Source organism: Aureliella helgolandensis, from assembly GCF_007752135.1.
GTDB classification, from domain to species: domain Bacteria; phylum Planctomycetota; class Planctomycetia; order Pirellulales; family Pirellulaceae; genus Aureliella; species Aureliella helgolandensis.
This window is the reverse complement of record NZ_CP036298.1, coordinates 2451629-2478559: the sequence shown is the minus strand read 5'-3', so window position 1 is coordinate 2478559 and position 26931 is coordinate 2451629. Positions and strand designations below refer to the sequence as shown.

Here is a 26931-nt window from a genome sequence, read left to right as displayed (position 1 = left end):
CGACCAATCCCCCCGCCCCGAGCCAACCACTCCATGAACAAACCAACTCCGCCATCTCGTGTCCTGATCGTCGATGACGAACGCAACATGTGCGAACTCATTGAAACGGATCTTCGCTTAAGAGGAATCTCCAGCGTTTGGACCATTTCGGCAGAGGGAGCGCTAGACGCTATCCACCAGAGCGATTTTGATGTCGTCCTCACCGATGTGCGGATGCCTGGAACCACCGGGCTTCAACTCTGCCAGCAGCTCACTCAGTCTCGCCCCGATATCCCAGTGATCGTGATGACTGCCTTTGGAACACTGGATACCGCTGTCGCGGCCATGCGGGCTGGTGCCTACGATTTCATCACCAAACCGATTGAGATGGATCTGCTTTCCATCACCCTCGGACGCGCTATGGAGCATCGAAGACTCACCAAACAGGTGCAGTTGCTGGAAGCTGCGACCGTCACATCCGATCGCTTTGGTGAAGTGCTGGGACAGAGCGAAGCCATGCGAAAGTTGTACGATCAGCTACAGCAAGTTGCTCAGACCGACGCGGCCGTCCTCATTACCGGAGAAAGCGGTACCGGCAAGGAGCTCGTCGCCCGATCGATCCACGCCGGCAGCCGTCGCGGCGATCAGCCATTTGTAGCAGTCAACTGCGCCGCGGTCACCGAAACGTTGCTTGAGAGCGAACTGTTTGGTCACGTCAAAGGAGCCTTTACCGACGCTCGAGGTGAACGACGTGGATTGTTTATGGAAGCCAACGGGGGCACACTGCTGCTCGATGAAATGGGCGAAATGCCGCTGACAATGCAAGTTAAATTGCTGCGTGCACTCGAAGAACGCAAGGTTCGGCCCGTCGGCAGTGATCGGGAGATCCCGTTCGATGTCCGCGTGTTGACCGCGACCAACCGCGATCTAGAGACCGCGGTGGCCGAAGAACAGTTCCGCGAAGACTTGTACTACCGCATCAACGTCATCGGTATTGAACTTCCACCACTCCGCTCACGTGGCGGCGATATCTTGCGTCTCGCTGAACATTTTCTAAAGCAGTATGCCACCAGCGAGCACAAGCCCATTACTGGGCTAGCGGAGGGAGTCGCCGAGAAATTGCTGAGTTACTCTTGGCCAGGCAACGTCCGCGAATTGCGAAATGTGATGGAACGCGCCGTTGCACTGACGCGCTACGACCAAATCACCGTCGAAGACCTCCCCGAGAAGATTCGCAATTTCCAAGGTGGTACCGTGTTCATCGGCGGACTCGATCCCTCCGAGTTGGTCTCGCTCGAGGAGATCGAGCTACGCTACATCAATCACGTTCTGCAAGCCACCGGTGGAAATCAAACACAAGCCGCTCGTATCCTGGGCCTCGACCGGAAAACCATCCATCGCAAACTCAAATCGATCGATTAACGAGTCCAAAGGATTGGGGGAGTGTGTTCACCACAAGTGGCATTTCGGTGTAAGATAATTACGGAGCCAGAGCAGCTGCAAACTGGCATTCCCTTCCCCCCTCATGTCTCGTTTTAGATGAGCCCCAATGAGAAGCGCGATCCCCCTCTCCACAACGCTTGTTGCAATCCTTCTCTGCACCAATTTGCTACCCCTTGGGTTAACTCGCGGTAAAGCAGACGAGCCTCCGGTAGATTTCATCCATCCTGGAATTGCCCACACACAAGCTGGTATCGACTTTGTGAAAGAAAAGCTGGCGAGCTCAAGTGAACCATGGGCAGGAGCTTGGGAACAACTGCAGGCCTCCCCTTACGCGTCTCTCGATTGGAAACCCGAACCTCGTGCTCACGTCGAACGTGGCCCCAGCAACAAGCCCAACATCGGCTCCTCGGAGTTTACTCAAGACGGTACGGCGGCTTATACCCTGGCCTTGCGATGGACTCTCTCAGGCGACCAACGCTACGCGCAAAAGTCAGCCGAAATCCTCGGAGCATGGGCGAGGACTTTGGAATCCATTTCGAATCATGACGCCCGCCTCTTAGTCGGTATGGATGGACAGAAATACTGCAACGCGGCTGAACTACTCAAACACACCTGGGATGGCTGGCCCGAGGAAGAACAGGCTCAGTTCAGCGCAATGGCCCGAAAGGTATGGTACCCGATCATCAAGGATTTTTACCCTTCGGCCAATGGCAATTGGGATGCGTCAATGTTGCAAACCATGATCGCAATGGGAATCTTCTTGGAGGATCGCACCATGTTCGACCGCGCCGTGAACTATTTCCTGGAGGGGCAAGGAAATGGCGCAATCAGCATGTATTTCAATGAGTTCGGAGAATGCCAGGAATCGGGGCGTGACCAAACACACACGCAAATGGGACTCGAATATTTGGCGAATAGTTGCGAATTCGCTTGGAACCAAGGCCTCGACCTCTACGGAGCCCACGACAACAGGCTGCTGGTAGGTTTTGAATATACGGCCAAGTACAACCTCGGGTTGGATGTCCCCTACGAACCATACCGTAGTTTTGAAGGGCGATACCACTACAAGTCGATTTCGGAGAAAGGACGAGGTTCACTTCGTCCCATGTACGAAAAAGTCTTCAACCACTACCACCATCGATCCGGCCTAGCTGCTGAATTTACCGAGCAAGCGATGTTGAAGGTGCGCGAGCGATCCTTGCCCCGCGAGCTGGAAAGCGGCAATTCTCGTAGAGACCGACAACGCGGGCAAGGCGGAAGACGCCGACGTAGCGGCGGTCAATCGGGACTGCCATGGGACACGCTGATGTTCAACGAATTGTCCGCACCTGTCGCCCAAGCTCAGTGAAGCCCCCCATGCCATCGCAACCCGCCTCGCAAGCAGACCTACACCAACCATCGCCCCCTCCCCATCGCAACCCGCCGCACCTGCCATCGTCCTCTCCCCATCGCAACCCGCTGCGTGAGCAAGGAGAGAGCAATTACCGCTACGGCGTGAATGCGACTGCTGCCTTCATTTGATTCCAACTACGACGTTGGCATTAGCCCCCAAAGACAACTCGCGCAACAATCCGGCATCGGCCGACTCTCTTGATAGAAACACCAGGAACATTCGCCCTTGGATCCCCGAATTTAACACTAGGGGTGCAAGGGCGACTACGCTTGCAGGCCGCGAGGCAATTTTGAACATTGCTGGTATAAGAGCAACCTTCCCTCGATGCAACTGATTGCGTAGGAGCTAATCCTCATTGTTTGCTTTGGCCTCACCGCTGCTAACTGGCACCACTTCGAACAACTTCTCGTGCAATTTTGCCAACTCTTGCGCGGGAATCTTGATGACCTTTCGATCGTAGGTCATCAAACCGTTGACTTCCCCTTCGACGTCTGTCGTCTGTGTATAGACGCCCGCCGCGATCCCCTGCGCTCTCAACTCATCCAGCATGCGGATGGAAGTGGTGTAGCGATCTTTGTATTCGGCTTCGGTTTTCGGAATATCGCCATATCCCCAATTGCGACGTTGGCTGTCCCACAGGTGACCTTGCACCGGGAATCCATGCCCCCCGAACTCCCCCATGACTTTGATGAAGTCGTCAAAGCGTCCTTCAATGTTGAGCTCAAATGGAAAACCAGGATGGGGATAGCGGTGCTCATCGACGATGTCACCGACCGGCCAAAAATTTCCTCCGCTAGCCGCGTTGACCAATCGACTGGGGTCACGTTTCGCGGTCCATCGACCAATCTCCACGGTTTGGTGTTGTCCCCACGCTTCGTTGAAAGGTGTCCAAACTACGATCGAGGGGTGATTCTCCAATCCATCGATCATCTCCTCAAACTCGTTCATGAACTGCTGGTGCTGCGTTGCCGGCCACTCTGCGTCGACAGGATCGGGTTTCAGTCGTGTCCATTCGGGCCAGCCGTTATTGCGTCCTGTTCCGCCACTCACCTGATCCTGCCAAACCAACATCCCCAATCGATCACAATGGTAGTAATAGCGACGCGGTTCGACTTTGATGTGTTTGCGAATCATGTTGAACCCCGCCGATTTCAACCATTCAATGTCAAACAGCATGGCCTCGTCCGACGGTGGAGTCAGCAAGCCATCCGGCCACCACCCTTGATCGAGAGGCCCCCAGTGAAACAGGACGTCACCGTTGAGCGTGAATCGCCACTGTCCGTCCGCATCTTTGACTTTGCCAACGGTGCGAATGCCAGTGTAGGACTCAACTCGATCTAGAGTCTGCCCCTCGGAGTCCAACAACGCAACTTCAATGTTGTACAAATGCGGTGACGCGGGTGACCATAGCTTCGCATCCACAATTTCTAGTCGGTACGTCTGCTTGCCTCCAGTCGCTTCAGCAACCACGACATCCCCATCTCTCACGACGATCCGCACCTTGCCGGAACCTGTGAAGATGGGGCGCACGGTGATTGTCCCAGTGTTGGCATCCGAACCGATCTTCAGTTGTTCGATAGAACGGGTGGGGACCTCTTCCATCCACACCGTTTGCCAGATTCCCGAAACCTGCGTATACCAAATACCGCGAGCATTGAGCGTCTGTTTGCCGCGGAGTTGAAATTTTTCAGTCTCGTCTTCGACGCGAACAACCAACTCGTTGGCGCCATCTTGAACCGCGTTAGTCACATCTAACGAGAAAGGTGTATTGCCCCCAGTGTGGCCGCCTACGAGCTTGCCATTCACGAACACTTCACAGCGATAATCGACCGCTTCAAAGTTGAGCAACTGTCGCTTGGAGGCCTTCGCGGTCCAGTCGAAGCTTCGACGATACCACAGCGCTTCGGCTCCATCGAGCAACCGCTGAACCCCACCAATCTTTGACTCCAAGCAAAACGGTACTAAGATCTGCCCAGTCCATTCAGTGGGAGCCTCTTTTTCCGCGACAGGAGTGATGGCATAGTCCCACAAGCCGTTTAGGTTCGTCCAGTTTTCGCGAACCAATTGCGGGCGTGGGTACTCCGTCCAAGCATTCTCGGCTGTGACGCCCGCGCCCCACTCAGTAACTAGCTCGGATTGAAACGGCCTCGTCGAGCGAGCTGGAATCGGAAGCGTCGGTTCACTTCCACCATTCACCAAGTGCACGTCGATAAACTGTCCGCCTGTCGTTTGCCTACAATGCACGGAGAGCACGTTGCGACCGAGTTTCAGCGTGGACCGCTTTTCGAGGGGGAGCGGCAGCATTTCATACTTGCTCGTAAAACCTTTGACCTTTGCCACAGGCTGGCCGTTGATAAAGACCTCCGCGTCCTCGTCATGGTGCATCCAGAGCGCAGGATTCTCCGGGATAGCTTCTAGATCGAACGACTTGCGAAGCCAAATATTGTTGGTAGACCAGGTAGTGCCAACACGAGAACCAGGGGTGTCGCTCGTCCCGAATCCGCCTTGCCCTTCGGTCCAATCTGTCGCGTCAAACGTCACATTCTGCCAACCTTCGGAGGGCTGGCGGAGCGTGTACCGCCAAGAGTCGACAATCTCTTGCGAGAAACTTGCCGCGTTGAGCATCGTGAGCGCTAGCGCGAAGACGATAGCTTGCAAGGCGAGCCGACGCGGCCTAGACAATGGGTCTGACATTGAGTTCCTTTAGTGCTGGAAAAGCTTGCTGAGTATCAAAGGAGGAGGGCCCTTCTGTCGAATGGTCGCCTACCGTGTCAGCTGTTCTCACCGGACTTGCGGCCCGACTGAAGCTGATACCCGGACTCTTCGGAGCGTTTCAATGTAACATCTCCGGCTGCTGGTATTAACCGGCCTGCTTAGCGACGAGTGGTAGCCAAATCACCCAAAAACTGCTCGAGCTGTCGTATCGCTGGTTGCGACTGTGACACAGTCAAGCGACGACCACTGATCGAGATTTGTCCAGCGCCCCCCAAGCCCTGCCACTCGTCTGGCAAAACCGCTTTTTGGATGACCGCGGGTAGATACGACACATCGCGAACCGGCAAGCTGGGAATCGGGAGCAATCGCTTTTCAAGATTTCTTGCAGAATCTCGCTGGCTGACCACCGTGATAATCCCATCTTTCTCAACCCAAGTACACTCGATGGGATTCAACGCTAGGTCAAGTGCATCCGACGCTGAAACACCTGCTAACGAAAGAGTAATCCGCGGATCCACGAGACCAATTTGAGAGAGGCTATTCGTATCGATCGCGACTTCCTGGCCGATTTGCTCTTGAAACTGCTGGCAAACCTCCGACAGCGGATTGGATTTCGCCTCGATGGAGAGCAGGTACTCGTCCATCTCTGCGTTGTATCGATGCGGCAACGGTTTTATGCGCAACGAGGTCTGTAGTTTCCGTTGAAGATGGGAAGCTTGCCGTACGATCATATAGGGCGGAAACGCGAACACGTCTCCGGCTCCGCCAAGCGCAAGCCATTTCCGTGGCTCCAAAGACTCAACTTGTTGAATGAGTTGCGAGTAGTCCCGGACCGCCGGCGGCATTCGGTAAACGCAGACTTCGCCATGCTCAAACGCATCGTCGATGGTAGTAACGACTAAAACGGTACCGCGTAGATGCCACGTCAATTCAGCTGGTTGCAAGACGGCGTCCAATTGCTCGGCGAGCGTCGCCACCTTCGCACTTGTGGTCAACTCCAAACTATCATCGATTCCAATGCTTTTCAGTTGGGTAATGTTCAGATAGACGGGAACATCGATCAACGACAAAAACTGTTTGAGCTTCTGAGTCTTAGCGTCACTCACTTCTACGGGCGCTTGCGACAATCTCTCCCGCAGCTTTACCGCAGCTGCTTCTACAGCCTTCTTGTTGCGTCCCACAATGGACGCAGCTATTGCCGGCGACGCTTCAGAGCTCTTAGCCGGAGCTTCGGCATGTTCGCCTCCAACGACTTCCGGCTGTGATTTCCGTACTAGCAGCTGATCTGGAGTGTAACCATAGTCGCTGCCCTCTTTCAAATTCACCAGCAAGACGTCGGGGCGAAGTACCGCGGAGAGATACCCTCCCACTTCGCTTTCCCACACCACATGCGTAGGCTTCTCCAACCGCTTCAAGACCTCGTCACGAGAAAGGCTCTCATGCTGCAAGTTTTGGAATGTACACTCGCTCAACTCCAACTCATATTTCTCCATCCTCAATGCGGGTTGTGTTTGGAGTGTAGCGGTTGGAGATTTTTTGGGGTCTACAGTTGGAATCAGAAGCCATAATTTGTCGCTATTGGTCATCGCCACAGCAATAGTAGGCACCTTCTCTTCGCGAAACCACGGCGCACTTAATTCTTCGCGAGTCAAGGCAACAGAATTTCCTTCGGAGAGATCTGCTTCCTGCGGCTCGACGACCAATACTCTTGGATTCAATACCGCGCTAATATAGGCATCAGGCTGCTCTCCGTAGATCACGTGCGTTGGGTTGCTTAGGCCAGATAGTTTTGTCAGTTCTAGAATTCGCCCGTTGAGGTCCCGAAATGTTCGATCCCCCAATTCACAGGTCGTCCGCCTCATTTTCATTTCTCCACAGCGCGTAACGGCGATCGTTCTCGATCTCAATTCCACCCGGTTTTTTGTTACCGTCTTGTCGCCTAGTTCTTCCGTGTACGGAACGCTAATGGTGTACTGTTGCTCCACGTTTTCGGTGAAAATATCGTTCTTTGGAATCAGCATGGAAAAACGAGCGGACTCACTCGTATCGTTTGCCTTGGCCACAGCCACGTTGGGAAAACGCTGAGTCGCTTCCCAAACGTTTGACGATTTACCGGCTGTCCCCTCTTGCCCAAAGAGCGATGTCGAAGAATTGAGCAGCAGCGCTGTGCATAGGAGAATGAAACTGGCGCGTTGAAGCATAACCGGGACCTTCGAATGAGCAGATGAACCAAGAGAAGCCGTGAGCAGCTTCCTTGCGACTCAGTTGAAACAATTTTCCAATTCTGCGCCCGATCATTCAAGCCGCTCGATGGACGCCCGGGTTATTCTAATCCCCGAGCATCTTCGACGCGAAGGAATGATGGCCAACTCCGCTAAATGCAACTCCATCTTGCCACTTTCGAATTCTGCCGTGGAGCTGTTTACCAACGGGCAGCCCTCCTCAGGCCCAGTGTTGCTGGTGCAGTACTTTGCCTTGCAAATCAACGATGCGAATGTCCAGCGTTTGCTGTCCTCCTGCTTTGACAACATCGACGACCGTTAATGTCGCCTGCTCGGGCTTTGGGCCACCTCCTACGAATTGAAGAATGGGCGTCTCTTCAGTCGCCGCATCTAAGCGGTCACGGTGCATGTGTCCCGATAGGATTGCCTGCACATCAGCCTGCTCCAAAATGGGAAGCCACAGTTTTGCACCAAACCCGCTATAGCTAGCGTACCCTTCCAATGTCGTCCCGTCATTCTGGCCAGGAAGTCCCCGCAACGGAATGTGGCAAGCAACGATCTTGAATGGCGCATCTTTGATGTCGGGCTCTTCCATCACTCGCTTCAACCAATTCGCCTGACGTTGACGATACGGTTCGAAAGCCGCTGTACCTGCAAATACTGGATGATTGTCTGGTTTATCCTCACCAGTATCCAGCGTGATTAAGGCCAATGGTCCCAAACGCAAGGCTTGGTTGTAAGGCAACTCGGCGGATTCAGGGCAACCCGCAAAACTCTTGGCCACTTCGCGAGCGCGCTGCCCTCGCACATCGTGGTTACCATTGCTGAAGATAAGCGGCCGAGTACTAGCCCAAGACATCGTCATGTCTTGAGCGGGATTGAGCAAAATTTGCTCCGGTGCATCAGCCATATCAAAGTCGTTGCAGCTATCACCATTCCAAATCATCAAATCTGGCTTGAGTTTATCAACTTCACCGTGCAAAGCTTGAATGGTTTCTAGGTTTTCATGCGTGTCGTTGATACTGACCAAACGCAAGCGTTCCGCGGTGGGGCTCGGCAAACGAAGCGCGTAGGTAGTGGTCGACTGCGGTTCGCCACGCTGCAAAGTATAGGCGTTGGCATAGCTGAGCGATTGCACAACGACACGGTAAAAAATCGGCTGATTTTGCGGCAGCGACTCCTGGTGTTCGACGCGAATATGCAGCGCTCGATCATCAGCGACGATCAAACCGTGGTGGCTAGCCACCGCCGTAAAGGGCAGATCGTTCTCAGCGAAGCCAAACTCAACCCAAGCCGTCGCCAATCCGCGGACCGCGATACTCACGCCAAAACCATTGTGCCGCGGATTCTGCACCACGGGCGGACTGGCAATCAGCGTACTAGCTCTCTCCCCTGCTGCGAGCCTCTCTTGGGCCCCAGTCTGCTGCACGAGTCCAACCGTTGAAAGCGCAACGGCGCCTACGGGAATAGTCCCAAAAAATTGCCGGCGATTGTACATATTGTCTTCCCAAGGGTGCTTGTCTGTGAATACACGAGGATCGCCCCGAACTCTTTGAAAATCGATTCCTACCAACAATCGGGACGATTTCTGCTGAGGCTTCCTCCAATTTGATTTCCCGATCAGGATGGAACAGGTTAGGCCCGTTTTTCTCGTTGCCAGCTTGCATGGGCGTCAAAAACGATGTGGCCCATGGCTCAACGTCCGCGAGCGCAACGACTGGTGGCTCAAATCAATTCCTCCACACCTACGCGATCTACCCGACTAAGGCTTGGCTTCCTGGGGCAGGCCCCGTATACCGCACAAGCATGCCAACCAGAAATCGAATCGTGATAAAGCACTTAGGACCGTCGGAACAATAAGTGTCGCCAGATCGCTCCGCCGATCGGCATTTTCCCGAACGAACCGCCGGAGCGGTTCGGCGACTATCCGCCAATAACGGTTCCGAAAGTCCTTAAGGTCGCAATAGTTTAGTCGATGCATTTCGCTTTTGGGACTGCGAGAGATATTGGGACTAGTATTTGGTCAAAGCTTGACTTCTGGTTTGCATAGGAGAAAACGCAATACCCGCAGCCACGCGGTTTACGCCAGTGGGCCACATCGGCAAGCAGCCCCAAGCCGAGCGATACTAGCCGAGCGATGATTGCCGCCCAATTTGTAGGCCCACTTCACTTTGCGGTACTATGCCCCTCCCCTTCGCATCCAGGAAATTGCAAACGTTGTCCGCTCGTACGCGACGTTAGGCGATTGCAACATTTATTTCCAGCGATTCCCTCCCCATATGAGTAGGCTATCTCTCATGAAAACACGCTTACACCTCATGCTCTGCTCGTTGGTGCTGTCCATGGCTGTTCCCCCTGGTGCCTGGGCGGCGGAGGACTACGAATCGATTTTCGACGGCAAATCTCTGACAGGCTGGAAAGCTCTCAACATCAGTTACTGGTCGGTGCGGGGCGGCGCGATTACCGGCGAATCCACTCCAGACAATCCCTGCACCTCCAATCAGTTCATTGTGTGGCAAAAAGGCGACGTCAGTGATTTTGAATTAAAGCTCAAATTCCGCGTGCAAGGAAACGGCGGAAACTCGGGGGTCCAATTCCACAGTAAGATCAAGCCCGATGGTTTGCGGGCTGTTGAAATAGTAACCCGCCGCGTGAGCAAGGAAAGATAACCTCCGCTACAAGTCAATTAAGGATGCTACCTCCGCATTAAAATTCAAATTGCGATTAAATCAACAGCCCGTTTGGCCGTGGGCTATCAGGCGGACATCTACCAAAGTGGTCCCTACCTAGGTGGCGTCTGCGATGAAATGCATTCGCGGAACGGCCCTGAATTGCTTACCGGCAACGGCAATAAAACGGTCATTGACAGAGCCGGTAAACGCTCCGCTACTCCCCTTGGCGACGAGGCGAAAATGAAACCGCAGGGCGAATGGAATGACTACCACATTACCGCCAAAGGCCAGCACATCATTCTCAGAATCAACGGTCAGATAAGCTCCGAACTGATTGACGAAGAGGAAGGGCACTACGACCTGAAGGGTATTCTGGGATTGCAGCTAAGATCCGGTGAACCGATGACGGTGCAGTTCAAGGATATCTTTCTCAAGCAACTGTAGGGCGATCGATTGAGCGGCGTTCACCCTCCCCTCGTACTTCTCGATCAAGCACGTGCTGCCCCAATCAACCGGCAGCGTGCTGACCAATGCGTACTGACCAATGATTGACGTCCGGCGTCGCGGACTGACCACCGGTCCAGTGCAACAACAGCCGGCCCGCAGGATTGCCCACTGCAGCGAAGTTCATACACCGTGGATTTCAGGACTCGTGAGTTGGCTTCGAGTCTTGCCTCACGCCTCATTTACCTGAGGGTTGGTGCGATCCACGTTACTTCGCTCGCCCCCGTCTCGGGGCGACACCGAGCTTGCGCGGTCGAGGTGTTCGTCAAGCGGTTGCGTCATCGAGTTGCATCAGCGTCAGCTGTCGACTGGGTGCATCGTTACATTCCCGTTACAACTGGGGCGTGCATTTCCGCATAAACTAGACGCTGCTCATCCTATGCTCCTCCGCGGAAAGGAAATGTCATGAAGTTGCTTCAGTTTCAAGGTACTGTCGCGTTTGCGATCTATCTTACCTGGGTGCCGTGGGCATCCGGCCAGAGCGTCGAGAACATCATCGCGGGAAAACCCTCCCCGGATGGTTCGACGATGCTATTTGCTCGCTATGAAGACGGGCAGGGAGTTCGCGACACGGAGATCTATACAGCGCGTCCCGATGGTAGCCAGCAACGCAAGTTAACCGACAACACAAGTCTAGACGGGTACCCTGACTGGTCTCCGGACGGCAGGCACATCGTCTTCATCTCCAATCGCAGCGGAACTAACCAAATTCATCAAATGACTTCGGACGGTGATCAGGTCCGGCAGTTGTCGACGTCAATGCTTGGTGTCGGCGACCTAGTCAAGTATGGACCCGATGGAAGAATCGCTTACATCGCTCTACGCGAGCAGCAAGGAAAGATCAAGCTGTACGATCTTATACTGACGGATGGGACAGTCTCGAAGACCCTAGCACGACGAATGCGAGTTACCGATTTTGCATGGCAGGCGGACGGCAATTCCATTGCTTACGGCGGCGTTGGGCAAATCGTATTTCATGATTTGAACAGCGATGCTAAGACGATGATGAAATGCGAGGACATCGACGCGCGGCTCCACACGCACGCCGTGCGACACATCCACTGGCAACCGAACAATGAATCGATTACGTGTCGCATTGAATTCTTGGGCGGAAGGGCACAATCCGAAAATAGCCCCGCAACCAAACTCTTCGGCGACGATGAACTGTTCACCGTGACTCGGGACGGAAAGGTTAGTTGGGCACCGATTCAAAAGTAAATAGACTTGACATCGACATCGACATCGAGAAACCGCCATTCCGCTAACCAGATCGACCGCCGCTCCTGTCGAGGTAGCATCCACGGAATGTCGACCACGTGCGACCATCGTTGTCCGACTAACGAACCTTCATGCTTGAGAGATTGCTGGATGGGTAACTTGCAACGCGACTGCGTGTTGAAAAGTAGCCCGCGGGATCACGGTGTGTTTAAATCGCAACCCGCCGCGTGAGCAAGGAAAGGAGGTTAACGTTACAGGGCAATTAGAGACGTAAGCTCCGCGTTAGAATTCAAATTGCTTTGAAATTAGCAAACTGGCAAGGAAGGAAGCCTAGTTGCCGCTACTGGATGCTTGCAGGCACTACCTTAGCGGTACTATTGAACCCCCCTGCCACCCCAACAGGCCGGTGAGCGAGCCCAGACGAACCGTGCTACAATTTGCCCGAGAGAGTACTTTCCGCAAACGAATCGAAGACGCTATTGAATCAACCCATTCCCCTTTTAGCTCAATAGGCGTGATGATGAACAGAGTGCACGACCGACGCTTCTTCGGATTTCTTTTTTTCCTGTTTTTTCTCGGCTTCCTCGGATTTCTCGGCACTCAAAACTACAGCCACTTGGTCGCGTTGGCATCTCGTCGCTTGCGTTGACCACGGCACGTTTAGCGCCCACCGCTTTCGCTTCGCCGAGTTCAACCGCGTCCGACTCAGCCACCTCTGCCGATCCCAGGATCTCGGTTTCCTGGATCTCGCATTCCTTGACCGCACCGCTCGCGACATACGACTTGAATTGGCTATACGGAATCGTGTGGATGTTCAACGCCCGCGAAAAGTCCTGCCATACCCAAACCATCAGAAGCGCAAGCATCGCGAACCAGATCATCGTACGCCAATCCGTCGATGGACCGGGAGGCGAATCAGCCTCTGACTTTTGCTTAGGCGACTTTGAGGGTGTTGGTTCGTTTTTGTCCATTTCCCCGGTCCTGTTCCGTTCTTTTTTCAACATCCAGTACGTGGATGGTCGGTTTCAAAATCGCGTCAATTGCGGGTGCACTTTTTCTCCAACTGAGATCCGCCAAAGAAGATTCAGGGTCGCCTCACTCACGAGTGCCCCCGCATCCGCCCCCTGTGTTCCAACGGGACAACCAATTGGTGTTGCCGCTTGCGCGCAGCCAGCAGATTAGTCTGCCGGTTTCCTACAGGCTCTTTAGTAGTACGGATAATACTGCGTTGATTCGTATTCTCTGACTTTGTAATGCGATTCCAAGAAGGACACGAGATCAGAGAGTTGCGAGATAGTCAGTTCGTCGTTGTAGGTCCGCATCTTCGACTTATCTCCAGTCTTGATGTCCGTGTCGGAGTAGCCCAAGGCAAATCGGTGCGAAGGATTGATGATGGAAGTGACCAACTCGCCATAGGTGACGACCGAGAATTTTTCGCCTCCGAGGGCAACCATCTTCTGCTCAGAATTCTCAGGTTGCTCGAACTGGACGCCGTCCACGGTGTGACAGGCGGTGCATTGCAGGTCACTAAAAAGCTGCTGTCCGCGGACGGGATCGCCTTCGGGTAAACTGAATCCTTTGCCGGATTTTGGATCGGGCGCACATCCGCATGCGGCCAAGGTCACCAACGCCATTGGGATCACGAGAAGTCTCATGGGTAAGCCTATTGATAGGTTAATGGGTGGAAAAAACGCAACTTTAAACCATGTATCGCACCTTAATAAACGTATCCAGGCAAGAACGATGGTTCTAACTCAATTTCACCGAGCCGGTTCCGCTCGGTTGCTCAGCACCTAGGGCTCGATATCGCCGCATTTCTCAAGCTGCGCAGGAATCCCTTCGCGGACAGACTTGATCGGTTGTATTGCACCGTTGACGGGAATGATGATCGGAACGCCTGTGGGGATATTCAGGTTAGTAATCTCGTCATCGGAAACCTGGTCGAGATGTTTGACGAGTGCCCGTAGCGTGTTCCCGTGAGCAACGATCAAGACGCGGTTGGCGGAGCCAAACGCTGGTACGATCGTCTTGTGCCAGTACGGCAGCACCCGTTCAATGGTGTCTTTTAGGCTTTCGCCCAACGGCAGTTGTTCGTGCCGCAATTTGGCGTAACGCGGGTCCCTCCCTGGGAATCGAGTGTCGTCTTCGGTTAGCGACGGCGGACGAACATCAAAACAGCGACGCCAACGCTGGACTAGTTCTTTGCCAACTCGTTCTGCCATCTCGTCCTTGAACTCCCCCTGCAACGCTCCGTAGTGTCGTTCATTGAGTCGCCAACTACGCCGGACTGGAATCCACATCTGGTCCATCTCTTCCAGGGCAAGCCAAAGCGTCTTGATGGCCCGCTTCAACACCGACGTGAACGCGATGTCGAAACGCAATCCTGCTGTTGCGAGCCGACGCCCCGATTCGATCGCTTCCGCGTGCCCCTGCTCCGACAAGCCAACGTCTGTCCATCCGGTGAATCGATTTTGCAAGTTCCAGGTGCTCTGGCCATGCCGAAGCAGCACCAACGTCTTTTGCAATGAATTACTCATTGAACACGACAAGCGGTTTCAGAATCCCGTCCTCTTTGGTTTCCATCAGATGTAGAGCTTTGTCGACCTCATCGAACGCGAACTTGTGAGTTGTCAGCGAAGATGGGTCGACGCGACCGCGTTCGATCAATCCCAGTAAGCGTGACATCCGAACGTTTCCGCCCGGACAGAGCCCCGTTCTTATTACTTTGTCGCTCATACCGACGCCCCATTCCACTCGCGGAATCTCGACGCTGTCGCCATGCCCAAAATAGCCGGCAACGGAGATTGTTCCGCCCGGACGAGTCGCCTTCACGCAAGCCTCGAACGTTGCCTGCCCACCTAGACACTCGATCGCCGAATCCACTCCAGTGCCGCCGGTCAGCTTGCGGATCTCTTCGAGCGGATCAACCTGGGTGTAGTCGAGCGTCACATCGGCACCAAAATGGCGAGACATTTCTAGACGCTTGCCGACTCCATCGACTCCGATGACCAGTCCGGCCCCCAGTAAACGGGCACCGACAGTCGCCATCAACCCGACAGGGCCTTGAGCAAAGATGACAACCGAGCCGCCCAGCGGGATGTTGGCATGCTCAGCCCCCATAAACCCCGTCGACATCATGTCGCAGGCGTAGACTGCCGTGTCATCACTGATCGAACTGGGAATCGGGGTCAAGTTCGCATTGGCATCGTTGACGTGAAAATACTCAGCGAAGTTGCCGTCTTTGGTGTTCGCGAACTTCCATCCCCCCAGCATCGTTTCGCATTGCGACGAGTAGCCGCGTTGGCAATTCTCACAATGGAAACAGGGGGTGATCGCATTGACGGCTACGCGATCGCCCTCTTTGAACCCACGCACTTCGCTTCCCAGCTTCGCTACCACGCCCACCGCTTCATGCCCGAGGGTCAGGTTATTTCGATCGCCAATCGCTCCCTTGAGCGTGTGTACATCAGACGTGCAAACTAAAGCGCGAGTCGTTTTTACCACGGCGTCATTGGGCCCAGGGTCGGGAATAGGCTTGTCCATGAACGCTACTTTCCCGATTCCTTCCATCACGAATGCCTTCATCATCTTAACCATTGCCGTCTCCGTAAAACTGGGTGTAAGTGTTAAGAGTCGATTGTACAGACAGGCTCCTCGCAAACAGCGTGCCGAGAGAATCGGAAGTCGATTGCAACACTTCCTCCCTTCCTGGTCCTTGTCTCACCACCTGCGACTGAGCACGGGCCTGCCCTCTGCCGGGCAGGTGCTTGGGGAAGCCACGTCGTCCGTCCCAACCAATCTCCTGCAACCGGCCCCTGCGATCTAGAGTCAAAGGCTGGGGTAGTGCGTTCAAAGCCATCAGCCCCAACTCTACAGGTGGCCGCACCTGCGTCGCGTTGCGGACGGACACGGAGAGTTCACGCAGTGCTGCTGGTAAATTCCTAGACACTCAACAATGGGACACTCAACAATGGGCCCCCCAGCGAAGGAACGAACACGCCGGGAGAATGGTTAACGAGTGCTGAACTGCACTATTTGCGGTGCACTTATGGCACCAGACTGACGCGAAGCCTCACGCCCTCCTTTAAACAAAATCATCGTCGGGATACCTGAAATACTGAATTGAGATGCGGTCACAGGTGCCGCTTCTGTATCCAGTTTTGCCAGGATGATTTGAGGCGAAAGCTGCGCCGCAGCCTCTGCAAACGCGGGGGCCATCATTCGGCATGGACCGCACCAGCTTGCCCAGAAATCGACGACTACCGGCACATCGGTTTTAGCGATGAATTTTGCGAAATTGCTATCGTTGAGCTCGATTGGATGCGTCGGCAAGAGTGACTGCTTGCACTTGCCACAGACGGGCTTATCGTGCAACTTCGCGTCCGGCACTCGATTTACTGCAGAACATGCGGAGCAGACTAAATTCACGACTTGGATTCCTTGTTGAGGGAAGTTCTGGAGCAATACCGCTGGGCTTCGTTCATTGCAGCCCAACAGGGCGGAAGCAGTGATCGATCTTGCAAAGACTATTCCAATACGACATTCGAAGCGCCGCAATCGATACAACGTTAACGCTGCCCCCGTACTCAAAGCAACCGGAGTGCCAAATCAAAAAAGGCGAGTCGTGAGAATCTTAGGCGATGAGCACCACAGAAACCACGCAGTTGCAAGATTCCGCACGCAATGGTGCTGTGCGATATTGCACACTCTGCGCACTTCCAGGAAAAACATCCTCCAGCAGCGGTATGCAATTCCGGTTCCAGAGGACGCTCCCATCGAATGGTTTGTGCATGACTGGATTTCGTGAGTGCTCGGTACCACTCAGCAAGAAGCAATGCGAATTCCGCTGCGTAGCAAATATGACATCTTGGGATTTCACAGATTCAGAGTTCCTGAGGGGCTTCATGCAGCGAAGGGCGATGATGCGTCGGCTGCCGAAAGACGCTGCCTGGGCCTTATACTGTGTGTTGGCATAGTAAATGCAATCTGTGTGCGCCGTCGCGCGGACAGTTGCTGGGGGACGTCGACAAAGTCGTGAATACTGAACGTCGAGAATTTTGCAGCCACCCTGCGTGTGGCCTAGAGAGTATCGAGACATGCCGATCCGCAATTTAGACAAGATTTTCGCTCCCCAAAGCGTTGCCGTTATCGGAGCGAGCAAGCGCCCATCCAGCGTTGGAAACACCGTCCTGCAAAACCTCGTCAGTGGCGGATTCGCGGGAGCGATTTATGCGGTGAATTCAAAATACAAGGAAGTCAGTGGCGTAGCTTGCTTCAGCCGGGTTGGTGAAATCCCCGAGCCCGTAGATCTAGCCGTGGTCTGCACTCCGGCCATTACGGTACCCGAAGTGGTTCGCCAGTGTGGAGAAGCTGGCATCCGCGGTGTAGTGATTCTATCAGCCGGCTTCCGTGAAGCGTCTCAAGAGGGCGCGAAGCTGGAGGCGGAGGTTCGCGCCGCAGCAAAGCAGTTCGATGGTCTGCGGATCGTAGGCCCGAACTGTCTCGGCATTATGGCTCCGCATCATTCGCTCAACGCCAGTTTCGCCAGCGATTCGCCTCACAAGGGACGTGTCGCATTCATCTCTCAGTCAGGCGCGCTGTGCACGGCCGTGCTGGATTGGGCGATCCAAGAAAAGGTTGGCTTCTCCTATTTCGTATCGGTCGGCAACATGCTGGATGTGGGCATCGCCGATCTCATTGATTATTTCGCGACAGACGACAAGACCGAGTCGATTATCCTCTACATGGAGTCCATCAGCAAAGGCAGAGAGTTCATGTCCGCAGCTCGCGCCTTTGCTCGCGACAAGCCAATCATCGCCTATAAAGCTGGGCGATTTGCCGAGTCCGCGAAGGCCGCTGCATCGCACACCGGCGCGATGGCGGGTGTCGATAGCGTCTACGAAGCGGCGATGGCACGCGCCGGCATTGTCCGCGTGTTTGACGTCGACGACTTATTTGATTGTGCAGAGCTGCTTGCTAGACAAAAGACTCCGTCAGGCCCTCGTTTGGCCATTATTACCAATGCTGGTGGTCCTGGAGTGATGGCAACCGACGCATTGCTGGATCGGCACGGCGTCTTGGCAGAGCTTTCCGACACCACCATCGCCAGGCTCAACGAGAAGCTTCCGGCGACCTGGTCCCACGGAAATCCTGTGGATGTTATCGGCGATGCCCCACCAGAACGTTTTTCGTCTGCTGCCGAAATCGTGTTGGCCGACAACGCAGTGGATGGTGTGCTGGTCGTTCTTTCACCTCAGGCCATGACAGACCCAACGGGCGCGGCCCAAGCCGTGATCAAAGTGGCTCGACTTTCCCACAAACCGCTGATTGCCGCTTGGATGGGTGGCGACAAAGTTCGCGAGGGAATCGAGCTTCTCAACGATGCTGGCATTCCAACCTACTCCTCCCCAGAAAAAGCCATTCGGGCGTTCATGCATCTTGTGTCCTATGCTCGAAATCGCGAAACACTCTACGAAACGCCGCGCGAGGTCCCCATCGAGTTCTCGCTAGATCGAGCAAAGCTCCACTCGATGTTCGATACCGTTTTTAGAGAAGGCCAAGACATTCTAAGCGAGACGGCATCCAAGACGCTCTTGGAAGCATACGAAATACCTGTGACAAAGACGACTCTGGCTCGTTCAGCCAAGGATGCAGTGGAGTGCGCCGCTCGCCTTGGATATCCAGTGGCACTCAAGATTTTCTCCCCCGATATCACGCACAAAACAGACGTTGGGGGCGTCGAGCTGAATTTGGCGAATGCCGATTCGGTTGCCGAAGCGTTTCATCGTATCCTCCACCGGGCCAAACAGCATCGACCTAATGCTCGTATCGAGGGAGTCAGCGTTCAGCACATGCTGATTGCACCCAATGGACGCGAGCTGATTGTTGGTGCCAAACGCGATCCCGTGTTCGGCACCGTCTTGATGGTCGGGGCAGGAGGGACAAATGCAGAGTTGTTCCGCGATCTGGCACTCGAGTTACCGCCGCTGAGTGAACATCTAGCGCGACGCATGCTGCAGTCCCTACAAGCGTGGCCCTTGCTTGAGGGATATCGTGGCCGCCCGGGGGTTAATCTTGAGCGATTGATTGAGGTGCTAATGCGCCTGTCGTATCTAGTGGCCGATTACCCAGAAATTATCGAGCTGGACGTCAATCCACTCCTGGTAACCCCCGAAGATGCAATCGCTCTCGATGCTCGCATCGTGCTAGACCGTCAGGCGGTGCTGCATCCCGTTCGCCCATACTCGCACCTTGCCATCCGCCCATACCCCGATGAATTTACCAAGCTTGCGAAACTAAAAGATGGAACCTCGGTGGTACTGCGTCCCATCAAGCCAGAGGATGAACCGATGTGGCACGCGTTGGTGGCCAGCTGCTCGTCCGAATCACTGCACTTGCGGTTCCGCTACATGTTCAAGGCGACGACGCACGCAATGGCCACGCGTTTCTGTTTTATCGATTACGATCGAGAGATCGCTATGGTTGCCGAGACTCAAGAAAATGGGGAACGAAGGCTGATTGGCGTTGGGCGGTTGGTTGCCGATGCGGACCATCGCGAAGCAGAGTATGCGATTCTTGTCAGCGATCCTTGGCAAGGTATAGGCCTGGGATCAGCCTTAACGGACCTCTGCCTCGATATCTGTGGTCGCTGGGGCGTCCGGTCCGTCGTCGCCGAGATGGCCCAGCAAAACCACCGCATGGTTCATATGTTTGAGCTTCGTGGATTTGAAATCGATCGCAGCCACGCCCAAGATGCAGTGGTTGCTCGCAAAACGCTGACCGTACAGCAGGCCTCCAGCGACAAGGGTAGCGACGGAAAATAACCCAACCGACTCTGCGTCCTTTCTTGCCGTCTACGATTTCAAGGAGCGTCCAGGAGTTCTTCGAGGTGTATTGCAACGCAGTCCGTTAGGGCATGCGGGTTGTAACCTCCTTCGAGCACGCTCACCAGCCTTCCGTTGGCATGCTCGGCCGCAACATCCAGCAGGCAGCGTGTCATCCCTCGGAAGTCCTCATTCTCGAGCCCTAGCGATCCGACGGGGTCATCCTTGTGGCTGTCAAAACCGGCGCTGACGAGCACGAGCTGCGGCTTAATCTTGTGCGCAAAACCTTGGACTTCGCGTTCAAAGACTCGCATCTGATCATCCCTTGGCGTTCCCACCGCGACCGGCAAATTGAGTGTTGTGCCAATTCCATCACCAGCCCCTATTTCTTCTGCCGCCCCCGTTCCGGGATAGAGCGGAGAGCGATGCATCGAAAAATAGCCGACGCTAGCATCCTCCCAGAACATGGCTTGCGTACCGTTGCCGTGGTGCACATCAAAGTCGACGATCAAAACTCGCTCAATCCCCAGTTCACGCCTCGCAACTCGCGCACCAACCGCAATGTTGTTGAACAGGCAGAAGCCCATCGCGTGGTCTGGCATCGCGTGGTGACCAGGTGGGCGAACGAGGCAGAAAGCGGTCTTGTCCTCTCCTGCTACCACTCTCTGAACTGCATCACAGACAGCGCCAGCAGCCTGGCGGGCAACTTCGTACGATTTGGTGCTGACAACGGTGTCCTCGTCGAGGTAGCCACCACCCTTCAACGCAAACCGCTCAACCGAATCCACATATTCACGCGTGTGCACGTAACACAAGCGTTCGACGGAAGCAGGCTCCCATGCCGGGCGTCGACAACTGGTGTCCAGGGCGATAAAGTTCAGATGCCGAATAACGGAGAGAGTCCGTCCACCATTTTCGGGGTGGTCCCCCGTGACATGTTCTTGAAAAATCGGATCGTAGTAAAACAGGGTCATTGGGCGACAGCTTTCCTCTGGCTATATTCGCGGCCGGATCTTGGGTCGATAGTACAGTCTCCCTCACGCTTCCATCCCATGCCTCAGCTGAGCATCATGCGCGGGTGCGTCCCGTCTGTTAAGCCCCTCAAACGATCAACTGCTGGGTCGGTGGAACTCGGGCCCGCCAGTCATCCGATGCGTGCAAGCCCGAGTGCGCGGCCACTATCTAGCGTGAGTGACACCACCTTCTGCTCAATCTCTAGTCATTCGGCCTGGGCATTCAGTCAAGCTTAAGAGATTCCGCCTTAGTGGTATCGCGGATGCCCTGGCGAGAACCAAGCATTGCCACGAATCCACTGAACAGGATAGCCTAGACGCCACAGCGACGACAAGTCGATTCCACCTAGAGCGCAGCTCCTAAAGCGGCTTTCAGAATGGCCACTTGCGCCATCGCAGTATGATGGTGCTTCTTGATTCTCTCATGGGCCTCTTGCTGGTGTTGATGCAACTCGGCCTCCTTGGCATGCTGATCCGCTGAAGTTTTGTCGACGACTGCTTGGGCACCATCCTTCAGACTCTTCGCAAGGCTTTTCTCATGATGCTGCAGCCTCGCCTCGAGCTCTGAGAGCGATTTAGCATGGCTATCTAATGCCTCTCCATGTTCGGTGATACGCTGGAGAGCATCTTGCAATTGCACAATCGCAGCCGAGTGCTCGGCCCGCCAATTTTGGATATCATCTCGCCAGCAAGCCACATCGCTTTGCCAGTGGCGATGATCGGCGTGAGAGTCAGCAGCAGATAGAGGCGTCACGGTCATTGTCTTCGTTCCTTGTTATTGGATGGTTCGTAATCGCCTTCACCTAAAAGCAAGGCACATGCCAAATGGAACCGAATCCACTTTACTTCGTGGTGACGCCGGAAAACTCTACATCTGAACTTCCAAACGCTGGAGCAAGTCACCTTGCTCCTAGTCCACGTGTGCAGAGTATTCCAAGGGAGACTCCCCCTCTGAAAATTTCAAGGGAGGGAGGTTTAACCGTTTCCACGAGCGGTCTTCCGCGAACCGTTGTAGAGAAAATCCAGCAGTCCTGGAAAGCGACACGGTGTGAACTTGATCGCATGCGGTCAGTCTTTCGCGCAGATGTGCGTTGGTGTCTCACATTCTTGCCCAACCGCATCTGTAGACGGCTCACAAACTTTCGTCCTAGGCGATCTCATCGCGCGCAAAAAACTAAGCATTGCGATTGAGCGAATTCCGGGCTTGCCGCTGGACCGGCTACCGGTCCGTACCAGTCGCGCGGAATTGCCCATTCCAACAGGCCCCGCCCATGTAGAGAGCCAGAGATTGAGCCCGAAGAGTGGCAGTACCGCGTGACTCCTGCGTCAACCGCCGTCGATGTCATTGTCGCTGGCACGGGGTTTGCTTTCAGTACGTTTTGAACGAAGAGTTGTAACGCGGAACCAGTTGCCGAGTCTCTTCTTACGAACCGGCTAATAGAGGGAATGGATAAGATGAATGGGCAAGACAAGATCGTAGCCGAACTGATCCGCGGCTTGAAACATGAACGCGATGAATTAAAGCTACAAGTTCACCTGGCGTCGATGGAGGCTCGTGATCAGCTGAATGAACTCGATGACAAACTCGACCAGCTCGATAGTCGTTATCAACCGCTGCGCACCGCAGTGGAGACCTCGGCAGATGATGTTTGGGAGTCGATGAAGCTAGTCGGATACGAAATCCGTGACGGTTTGAAGAGAGTTCGCGAAACCCTCTAGCCACAGCCCAATAGATTTGCCCAATCGGTGTTGCTAGAGTTGCCCGAGTAGCGCGTACAGCTTTGCCCGCTGTTTCACCCGAACCAACCCCTGCGCAGCCTCCCTCGGGAGTGCGAAAACACCTGCGCAACTTGCTCAAGCAGGTTTGGTGAATTCCTATGCCCCCCGGCGACCGTTCGTTTACCGATGACCGCCGCGCATTGTGCCTGGGTTTGCGGACATGCAGCGAATAGCAACCATCCAATTAGCGGAACGAGCCCACCCAACGGTCGCGTGATGCTGGTGGAAGCAGGCAGCGGTTGGGAGCTCAAAACATTCGCGCAAACTCGGGCTGGTTGGATTCTTTACGGAGTTGCCCCGGCAGCAAACATGTTGCACTCGGCTTAGCAGACGTTGGGCACATCGCATCGCGGTGTTCCATTGCATCACGGTGAGATCGACGTTGCTCGAGCAGGCCTGTTGGACGCAGCCAATTGCATTCTCACCTTGCACGTTGTGGATTTTGAAGGGCGCACACGAATGGCAAGCGAAATTGAAAAAGCCAACGCAGCTCGTGAGGCGTTCGATTCGCAGTTTCCCCTCATCACTCCAGCTCACGATAAAACTCATTTATGCGAGGTGGGATTCTCCGACAGCAGCTTGTTCTAGGTCGGCTTCGCCTTTCTGGGTTGGGTAGCCTTGGCACAAATCGTTCCACGACAACCAATCGAATCCGGCCAACGACGCCCAACAGTTCTCCGGAAGATTCGTGTAGGAAAACACGGACAACATACACGGGTTCCTGGCGACGGGCTCTTGGCCGCTTGAACGTCATGCGTTCCTCCCCTTTAGCGTTCGAGAAGTTTCCCAACCAGCCCCAGCAAGAATCCCAGCACCGCACCTAGCGCTGGCAAGCTGCTGTTCTTGAGTTTGGCCTGGGGAGCAACGTCTTCAAAAACGAGATACATGATTCCAGCGGCAGCGAAAACCTGCATCCAGCCGAGGAGACGCAGTTGATCGGCCAACATCCAGAAACCCAACACTCCCAACAATGGCCCCAGCATGGCGGCCACGGTAAACCAAATCAGGATACGGCGTTTCGGTAGACCGCCGTGCCGGAGCTCTCGATAGGAATTAAATCCTTCGGGGAGATTCTGCAGTGCGATAATGGATGCCAAGAGGACGGCTCCAGCGCCGCCCGCGGCGATGGTTGCTCCAAGGGCAATGACTTCGGGAATAAAATCCGAGAGCATGGCGACCAACTGGGATGCCGACGATTTGGAACGATTGAGTAGAACTTGAAGTAGCCAGAAACCTACCCCGCCGGCGGCAAATGCCGCGACGGATTCCCAAACTGGCAAATGCCGCGTGCCTTCAGGAATCAAAACCAACGCGATCGCAGAGAACAGGGCGCCACCGCCAAAGGCGATCACCAGGTGCCGGAACTCACTGCGCAGCCAATCGCTGTGGATATGCTCCCACGACGCGAGAAAACCACCAATCGGAATCGCAGCTCCCGCAAAAGCTGTCAACACAAGCAATTCAACGATCGGTGCCACGAATTCAACTCCAGTCTGCTCTCGGTTAAAAGTCCCCCCGGATTGACTCTTTGAGTCCAGTTTCAACAACCCCAGGTCCTAATCTTCGACTTTCGCAATATGGTAGCTAGATGGGGCAGCCGTTGCTACGCGACGAAATTCCTCCCGGATGCTGAAGAATGGAGCCTAAAGTAGCTTGAGAAATTGTGGCTATCGCCCACGAAAATTGACCGTTCGATCCTCACGGCACGTCGATCACCAGCCACTCTTGTTCCTGAGTTCTTTGCCACCGAGTGGGGACTACGCATTAGGCTGCTTCGTCGCAGAATATTCAAGAAACTCTGGAAAAACACTTAACCCAGCCAGTAGGCAGGACTGGCTGAAAGCGACGACCGTTCATCGTGCGTTCCAATCCACTTCCCCTAGAGAATTCGCTTCGACTACAATTTTTTGGCCACACGTGGCTCACTCCACTCCATCAGCATAGCGAAGAAACTGGACCGCTCCTGCTTTCCAAACAAACCCTTCGCCCCCCTGGTACTGCAAATGAGGGCATTCCAGCACTCCCTTGATGGCCTGCTTGGCTGAATTTGTAAAAGTTTGCATATGCCGGACTCCGTTGCTGCCCCTACTATGGCAGACATGCACGGGTAATTATGCGCGAGTCGGCAAGAATGGCTGGTTCCGCAACGGAAACAACTTAGCGTTTCAACGGTCAGCGGCTCAAAGGTCGGATATATGGAAATCCATGAATAGGTGGTCGCTGGCCCATTTTTGAAACCAAACAGCAAATTTTCTCGCCATCTGCTCCTCATCCATAGAGCCTTGCTCAGCGACTTTCGCAATGGCTTGCTCAAGGCTGGCGTTCTCCACCAGAGCCTGTAGTAGAAGGTACTCTTCGGGTTCGGCAGGGACAGTGCGAACGACGTAGTCAATACGAGTGACCACCAAAAATGTCTCAATGAACTCGGGCAACTGCGGAGCAATCGTCGGGGATTTACGTACAGCGATCGCGTATTCATGGGCAGCGGTCGAGAGTCGCAGCAATCGAACGCAAGGAGCTGGCTTCAATCGAAGGGCCCCCACAGAATCTTGAGGCACCCTGGACAGTGCCTCCGCGCTCAGCGATTCAACGTCTTCTATTCCCGGACCAGTAAAGATTTCGCTGTACGTTCGCTCTAGCAAAGCAAGATCGATCATCAAATCGAAATAGCTCTGCCCACTCTCCACTGCGGTCTCGTCCCCTGCTTCGCGAACACGGCTATCAATCAAGAATCGATGGAAGTTCCGCCCCAGATCCGCCAGCGTATAGCTACTGGAAGGATTGGATTGCAAGTAGTCGAATGCAAAGGCGTGAAACGTATCCTCCCCTAGCAACGCAACCATGGCCGGGAACTCATCGCGCAGGCACTCGAGCAAGCGAGCGTAATATGCGTTCGCGTAAATCTCGATTCGCTGTTGGCTGCTAAGATTGCGAGAAGGGGCAATGAGGGCATCAATGCAAGTTTGCTCTTCAACGCCGCTCAAGGCTTGCTTCGCCGATTGCGAATCCGCTCCCGCTTCAACCCCATCGGGATGCGTAATGACAGTCTGCATCCACTCCTGTACGTTCCGCAGAGAATGAGTGCTTGGCTCCATTATTCGACCTCGGCAGTCGTAAACAACGCGGGCTGCGGGATTGGGCCACGTTGCTCGTTGCCCAACCTGCCTCTGGCGGCGGGTTCTTGTGAATTGCCTGCTCGCCGCCCTTTGCCTCGCAAATTGCGGACCAAATCTCGGCCGGCTGGCTGCACCTCTCCGACCTGCGCAGTAGCCAGATAGCTCTTAGCCTTCAACACTTCAGCGTGCACCACGTCAAATTCAGGAATACTGGCATCCCATTCCAATAGCGTCGATGCCCGGATGCCTCGCAAGTAAGCGTAGCGGAACAATTCCCACACGCTATCCACGACTTCGCCGTCGTGTGTGTCAATGCAGTGCGTCCCCAGATCAGTATGTCCAGCAAGATGAAACTGGACGACTCGATCCACGGGGATTGAATCGAGATATTCCAGCGGATCAAAGTCGTGATTGACACTCGACACGTAAACGTTATTGACATCCAGCAAGAGTTGACAACCGGTTTCTATTGTCAAATGGCGAACGAACTCCCATTCGCTCATCGTCGAATTGCGAAATGTCACATAGGTACTAGGATTTTCCAATACGAGTGGACGTTCAAGAATGTCTTGTACGACTCGAATTCGCTCGCACACATGCTGAAGCGTTTCCGCGTTGTACGGAATCGGCAATAGGTCATGCGTGTTCTTGGCGGCCACACCAGTCCAGCAAACATGATCGGATATCCAATGAGCTTTTACCTCTTGAGCGAGTCGCTTTAACCCCTGAATATATTTGAGGTCGAGCGGGTCGGTGCTTCCAATCGACAGCGACACGCCGTGCATCACGATCGGATAACGCTCGGCGATCTGGTCAAGCACGTATCTTGGCCGACCGCGGCAGTCCATAAAATTCTCTGAGATAATCTCAAACCAGTCAACTGAAGGCCAGTGTTGAAGAATGTGCGGGAAGTGGGCTGTCCTCAAACCGACCCCAAGTCCCAATCCATTCTTCACTGCTGGACTGCTTTCAATGGTCTCATGGGTGGGTAGTGACATTGTCTATCTTCACAGTCTATCTTCACAAAAAGCCAACAGCCCTGCGTCAGAGCTGA

Annotated in this window: 21 protein-coding genes and 1 pseudogene; 8 read left to right on the top strand and 14 right to left on the bottom strand. The window is 54.5% G+C overall.

Annotated features, from left to right (window positions below):
- Positions 1–33: 33 nt before the first annotated feature.
- From Q31a_RS08855 to Q31a_RS30090, 3 genes are all read left to right on the top strand, one after another.
- Positions 34–1401 carry a sigma-54-dependent transcriptional regulator gene (locus tag Q31a_RS08855; protein WP_145076711.1) on the top strand — a complete coding sequence of 456 codons (1368 nt, stop codon included), beginning with the start codon at positions 34–36 and terminating at the stop codon, positions 1399–1401.
- A 127-nt stretch (positions 1402–1528) separates the two neighbouring features.
- Positions 1529–2770: an alginate lyase family protein gene (locus Q31a_RS08850; RefSeq protein WP_145076709.1), complete on the top strand. Its 1242-nt coding sequence runs from the start codon at positions 1529–1531 to the stop codon at positions 2768–2770.
- An 8-nt stretch (positions 2771–2778) separates the two neighbouring features.
- Positions 2779–2943 (top strand): hypothetical protein, encoded by a 165-nt coding sequence (locus Q31a_RS30090; RefSeq protein WP_197356505.1) that lies wholly within the window; start codon positions 2779–2781, stop codon positions 2941–2943.
- A 217-nt stretch (positions 2944–3160) separates the two neighbouring features.
- On the opposite strand, the gene Q31a_RS08845 is transcribed toward Q31a_RS30090, so the two are convergent.
- The 3 genes from Q31a_RS08845 to Q31a_RS08835 form a co-directional block, all read right to left on the bottom strand.
- On the bottom strand, positions 3161–5509 hold the full coding sequence (locus tag Q31a_RS08845; RefSeq protein ID WP_145076707.1) for a glycoside hydrolase family 2 protein: 2349 nt from the start codon (positions 5507–5509) through the stop codon (positions 3161–3163).
- A gap of 179 nt (positions 5510–5688) precedes the next feature.
- Positions 5689–7731 (bottom strand): hypothetical protein, encoded by a 2043-nt coding sequence (locus Q31a_RS08840; protein ID WP_145076705.1) that lies wholly within the window; start codon positions 7729–7731, stop codon positions 5689–5691.
- A gap of 241 nt (positions 7732–7972) precedes the next feature.
- Positions 7973–9250, bottom strand: a complete 1278-nt coding sequence (locus tag Q31a_RS08835) for a metallophosphoesterase family protein (RefSeq protein WP_145076703.1) — start codon at positions 9248–9250, stop codon at positions 7973–7975.
- A gap of 781 nt (positions 9251–10031) precedes the next feature.
- On the opposite strand from Q31a_RS08835, the pseudogene Q31a_RS30795 reads away from it, so the two are divergent.
- Together Q31a_RS30795 and Q31a_RS08820 are read left to right on the top strand one after the other, a co-directional pair.
- A pseudogene (locus Q31a_RS30795) lies at positions 10032–10868 on the top strand (3-keto-disaccharide hydrolase).
- A gap of 465 nt (positions 10869–11333) precedes the next feature.
- Complete coding sequence (locus Q31a_RS08820; RefSeq protein ID WP_145076697.1) at positions 11334–12146, top strand: TolB family protein; 813 nt, start codon at positions 11334–11336, stop codon at positions 12144–12146.
- Between the two features lie 500 nt (positions 12147–12646).
- On the opposite strand, the gene Q31a_RS08815 is transcribed toward Q31a_RS08820, so the two are convergent.
- From Q31a_RS08815 to trxC, 5 genes are all read right to left on the bottom strand, one after another.
- Positions 12647–13117 carry an ATP-dependent metallopeptidase FtsH/Yme1/Tma family protein gene (locus Q31a_RS08815; RefSeq protein WP_145076695.1) on the bottom strand — a complete coding sequence of 157 codons (471 nt, stop codon included), beginning with the start codon at positions 13115–13117 and terminating at the stop codon, positions 12647–12649.
- A 234-nt stretch (positions 13118–13351) separates the two neighbouring features.
- On the bottom strand, positions 13352–13801 hold the full coding sequence (locus Q31a_RS08810) for a c-type cytochrome (RefSeq protein ID WP_145076693.1): 450 nt from the start codon (positions 13799–13801) through the stop codon (positions 13352–13354).
- A gap of 138 nt (positions 13802–13939) precedes the next feature.
- Positions 13940–14683 (bottom strand): 2,3-diphosphoglycerate-dependent phosphoglycerate mutase, encoded by a 744-nt coding sequence (gene gpmA, locus Q31a_RS08805; protein WP_145076691.1) that lies wholly within the window; start codon positions 14681–14683, stop codon positions 13940–13942.
- A complete protein-coding gene (locus tag Q31a_RS08800) occupies positions 14676–15743 on the bottom strand; it encodes an NAD(P)-dependent alcohol dehydrogenase (RefSeq protein WP_197356499.1) in 1068 nt (355 codons plus the stop codon). Before Q31a_RS08800 ends, gpmA begins: the two co-directional genes overlap by 8 nt.
- Positions 15744–16157: 414 nt before the next feature.
- Positions 16158–16574, bottom strand: a complete 417-nt coding sequence (gene trxC / locus Q31a_RS08795; protein ID WP_145076689.1) for a thioredoxin TrxC — start codon at positions 16572–16574, stop codon at positions 16158–16160.
- Positions 16575–17242: 668 nt separating this feature from the next.
- Between trxC and acs the strand changes: the two genes are divergently transcribed.
- A complete protein-coding gene (gene acs, locus Q31a_RS08790; RefSeq protein ID WP_145076687.1) occupies positions 17243–19969 on the top strand; it encodes an acetate--CoA ligase alpha subunit in 2727 nt (908 codons plus the stop codon).
- Between the two features lie 38 nt (positions 19970–20007).
- Here the strand turns inward: acs and Q31a_RS08785 are convergent, their stop codons facing one another.
- Both Q31a_RS08785 and Q31a_RS08780 read right to left on the bottom strand, forming a co-directional pair.
- Positions 20008–20943: a histone deacetylase family protein gene (locus Q31a_RS08785; protein ID WP_145076685.1), complete on the bottom strand. Its 936-nt coding sequence runs from the start codon at positions 20941–20943 to the stop codon at positions 20008–20010.
- 385 nt (positions 20944–21328) lie between these two features.
- Entirely contained in the window at positions 21329–21742 is a 414-nt protein-coding gene (locus Q31a_RS08780; RefSeq protein WP_197356497.1) for a hypothetical protein, read from the bottom strand.
- 686 nt (positions 21743–22428) lie between these two features.
- Here Q31a_RS08780 and Q31a_RS08775 point away from each other — a divergent pair.
- Together Q31a_RS08775 and Q31a_RS31100 are read left to right on the top strand one after the other, a co-directional pair.
- Positions 22429–22701: a hypothetical protein gene (locus Q31a_RS08775; RefSeq protein WP_145076683.1), complete on the top strand. Its 273-nt coding sequence runs from the start codon at positions 22429–22431 to the stop codon at positions 22699–22701.
- Positions 22702–23220: 519 nt separating this feature from the next.
- The gene (locus tag Q31a_RS31100; RefSeq protein WP_261342709.1) at positions 23221–23349 is read left to right on the top strand and encodes a hypothetical protein; all 129 of its coding nucleotides are present in this window, start codon (positions 23221–23223) and stop codon (positions 23347–23349) included.
- Between the two features lie 179 nt (positions 23350–23528).
- Here the strand turns inward: Q31a_RS31100 and Q31a_RS08770 are convergent, their stop codons facing one another.
- The 4 genes from Q31a_RS08770 to bufB form a co-directional block, all read right to left on the bottom strand.
- Complete coding sequence (locus Q31a_RS08770; protein WP_145076681.1) at positions 23529–24239, bottom strand: ZIP family metal transporter; 711 nt, start codon at positions 24237–24239, stop codon at positions 23529–23531.
- Positions 24240–24683: 444 nt separating this feature from the next.
- Entirely contained in the window at positions 24684–24824 is a 141-nt protein-coding gene (locus Q31a_RS30085; RefSeq protein WP_197356495.1) for a hypothetical protein, read from the bottom strand.
- Positions 24825–24941: 117 nt separating this feature from the next.
- Positions 24942–25814 (bottom strand): HvfC/BufC N-terminal domain-containing protein, encoded by an 873-nt coding sequence (locus tag Q31a_RS08765; protein ID WP_197356493.1) that lies wholly within the window; start codon positions 25812–25814, stop codon positions 24942–24944.
- A 41-nt stretch (positions 25815–25855) separates the two neighbouring features.
- Positions 25856–26875, bottom strand: coding sequence for an MNIO family bufferin maturase (bufB, locus tag Q31a_RS08760; RefSeq protein WP_145076677.1), 1020 nt, complete (start codon positions 26873–26875; stop codon positions 25856–25858).
- Between the last annotated feature and the right edge of the window lie 56 nt (positions 26876–26931).

Excerpts from the sequence above, each read along its gene's own strand:
- Q31a_RS08855 (WP_145076711.1), top strand. The coding sequence starts at position 34 with ATGAACAAACCAACTCCGCCATCTCGTGTCCTGATCGTCGATGACGAA.
- Q31a_RS08850 (WP_145076709.1), top strand. The coding sequence starts at position 1,529 with ATGAGAAGCGCGATCCCCCTCTCCACAACGCTTGTTGCAATCCTTCTC.
- Q31a_RS30090 (WP_197356505.1), top strand. The coding sequence starts at position 2,779 with ATGCCATCGCAACCCGCCTCGCAAGCAGACCTACACCAACCATCGCCC.
- Q31a_RS08845 (WP_145076707.1), bottom strand. The coding sequence starts at position 5,509 with ATGTCAGACCCATTGTCTAGGCCGCGTCGGCTCGCCTTGCAAGCTATC.
- Q31a_RS08840 (WP_145076705.1), bottom strand. The coding sequence starts at position 7,731 with ATGCTTCAACGCGCCAGTTTCATTCTCCTATGCACAGCGCTGCTGCTC.
- Q31a_RS08835 (WP_145076703.1), bottom strand. The coding sequence starts at position 9,250 with ATGTACAATCGCCGGCAATTTTTTGGGACTATTCCCGTAGGCGCCGTT.
- Q31a_RS08820 (WP_145076697.1), top strand. The coding sequence starts at position 11,334 with ATGAAGTTGCTTCAGTTTCAAGGTACTGTCGCGTTTGCGATCTATCTT.
- Q31a_RS08815 (WP_145076695.1), bottom strand. The coding sequence starts at position 13,117 with ATGGACAAAAACGAACCAACACCCTCAAAGTCGCCTAAGCAAAAGTCA.
- Q31a_RS08810 (WP_145076693.1), bottom strand. The coding sequence starts at position 13,801 with ATGAGACTTCTCGTGATCCCAATGGCGTTGGTGACCTTGGCCGCATGC.
- gpmA (WP_145076691.1), bottom strand. The coding sequence starts at position 14,683 with ATGAGTAATTCATTGCAAAAGACGTTGGTGCTGCTTCGGCATGGCCAG.
- Q31a_RS08800 (WP_197356499.1), bottom strand. The coding sequence starts at position 15,743 with ATGGTTAAGATGATGAAGGCATTCGTGATGGAAGGAATCGGGAAAGTA.
- acs (WP_145076687.1), top strand. The coding sequence starts at position 17,243 with ATGCCGATCCGCAATTTAGACAAGATTTTCGCTCCCCAAAGCGTTGCC.
- Q31a_RS08785 (WP_145076685.1), bottom strand. The coding sequence starts at position 20,943 with ATGACCCTGTTTTACTACGATCCGATTTTTCAAGAACATGTCACGGGG.
- Q31a_RS08780 (WP_197356497.1), bottom strand. The coding sequence starts at position 21,742 with ATGACCGTGACGCCTCTATCTGCTGCTGACTCTCACGCCGATCATCGC.
- Q31a_RS08775 (WP_145076683.1), top strand. The coding sequence starts at position 22,429 with ATGGATAAGATGAATGGGCAAGACAAGATCGTAGCCGAACTGATCCGC.
- Q31a_RS31100 (WP_261342709.1), top strand. The coding sequence starts at position 23,221 with ATGGCAAGCGAAATTGAAAAAGCCAACGCAGCTCGTGAGGCGTTCGAT.
- Q31a_RS30085 (WP_197356495.1), bottom strand. The coding sequence starts at position 24,824 with ATGCAAACTTTTACAAATTCAGCCAAGCAGGCCATCAAGGGAGTGCTG.
- Q31a_RS08765 (WP_197356493.1), bottom strand. The coding sequence starts at position 25,814 with ATGCAGACTGTCATTACGCATCCCGATGGGGTTGAAGCGGGAGCGGAT.
- bufB (WP_145076677.1), bottom strand. The coding sequence starts at position 26,875 with ATGTCACTACCCACCCATGAGACCATTGAAAGCAGTCCAGCAGTGAAG.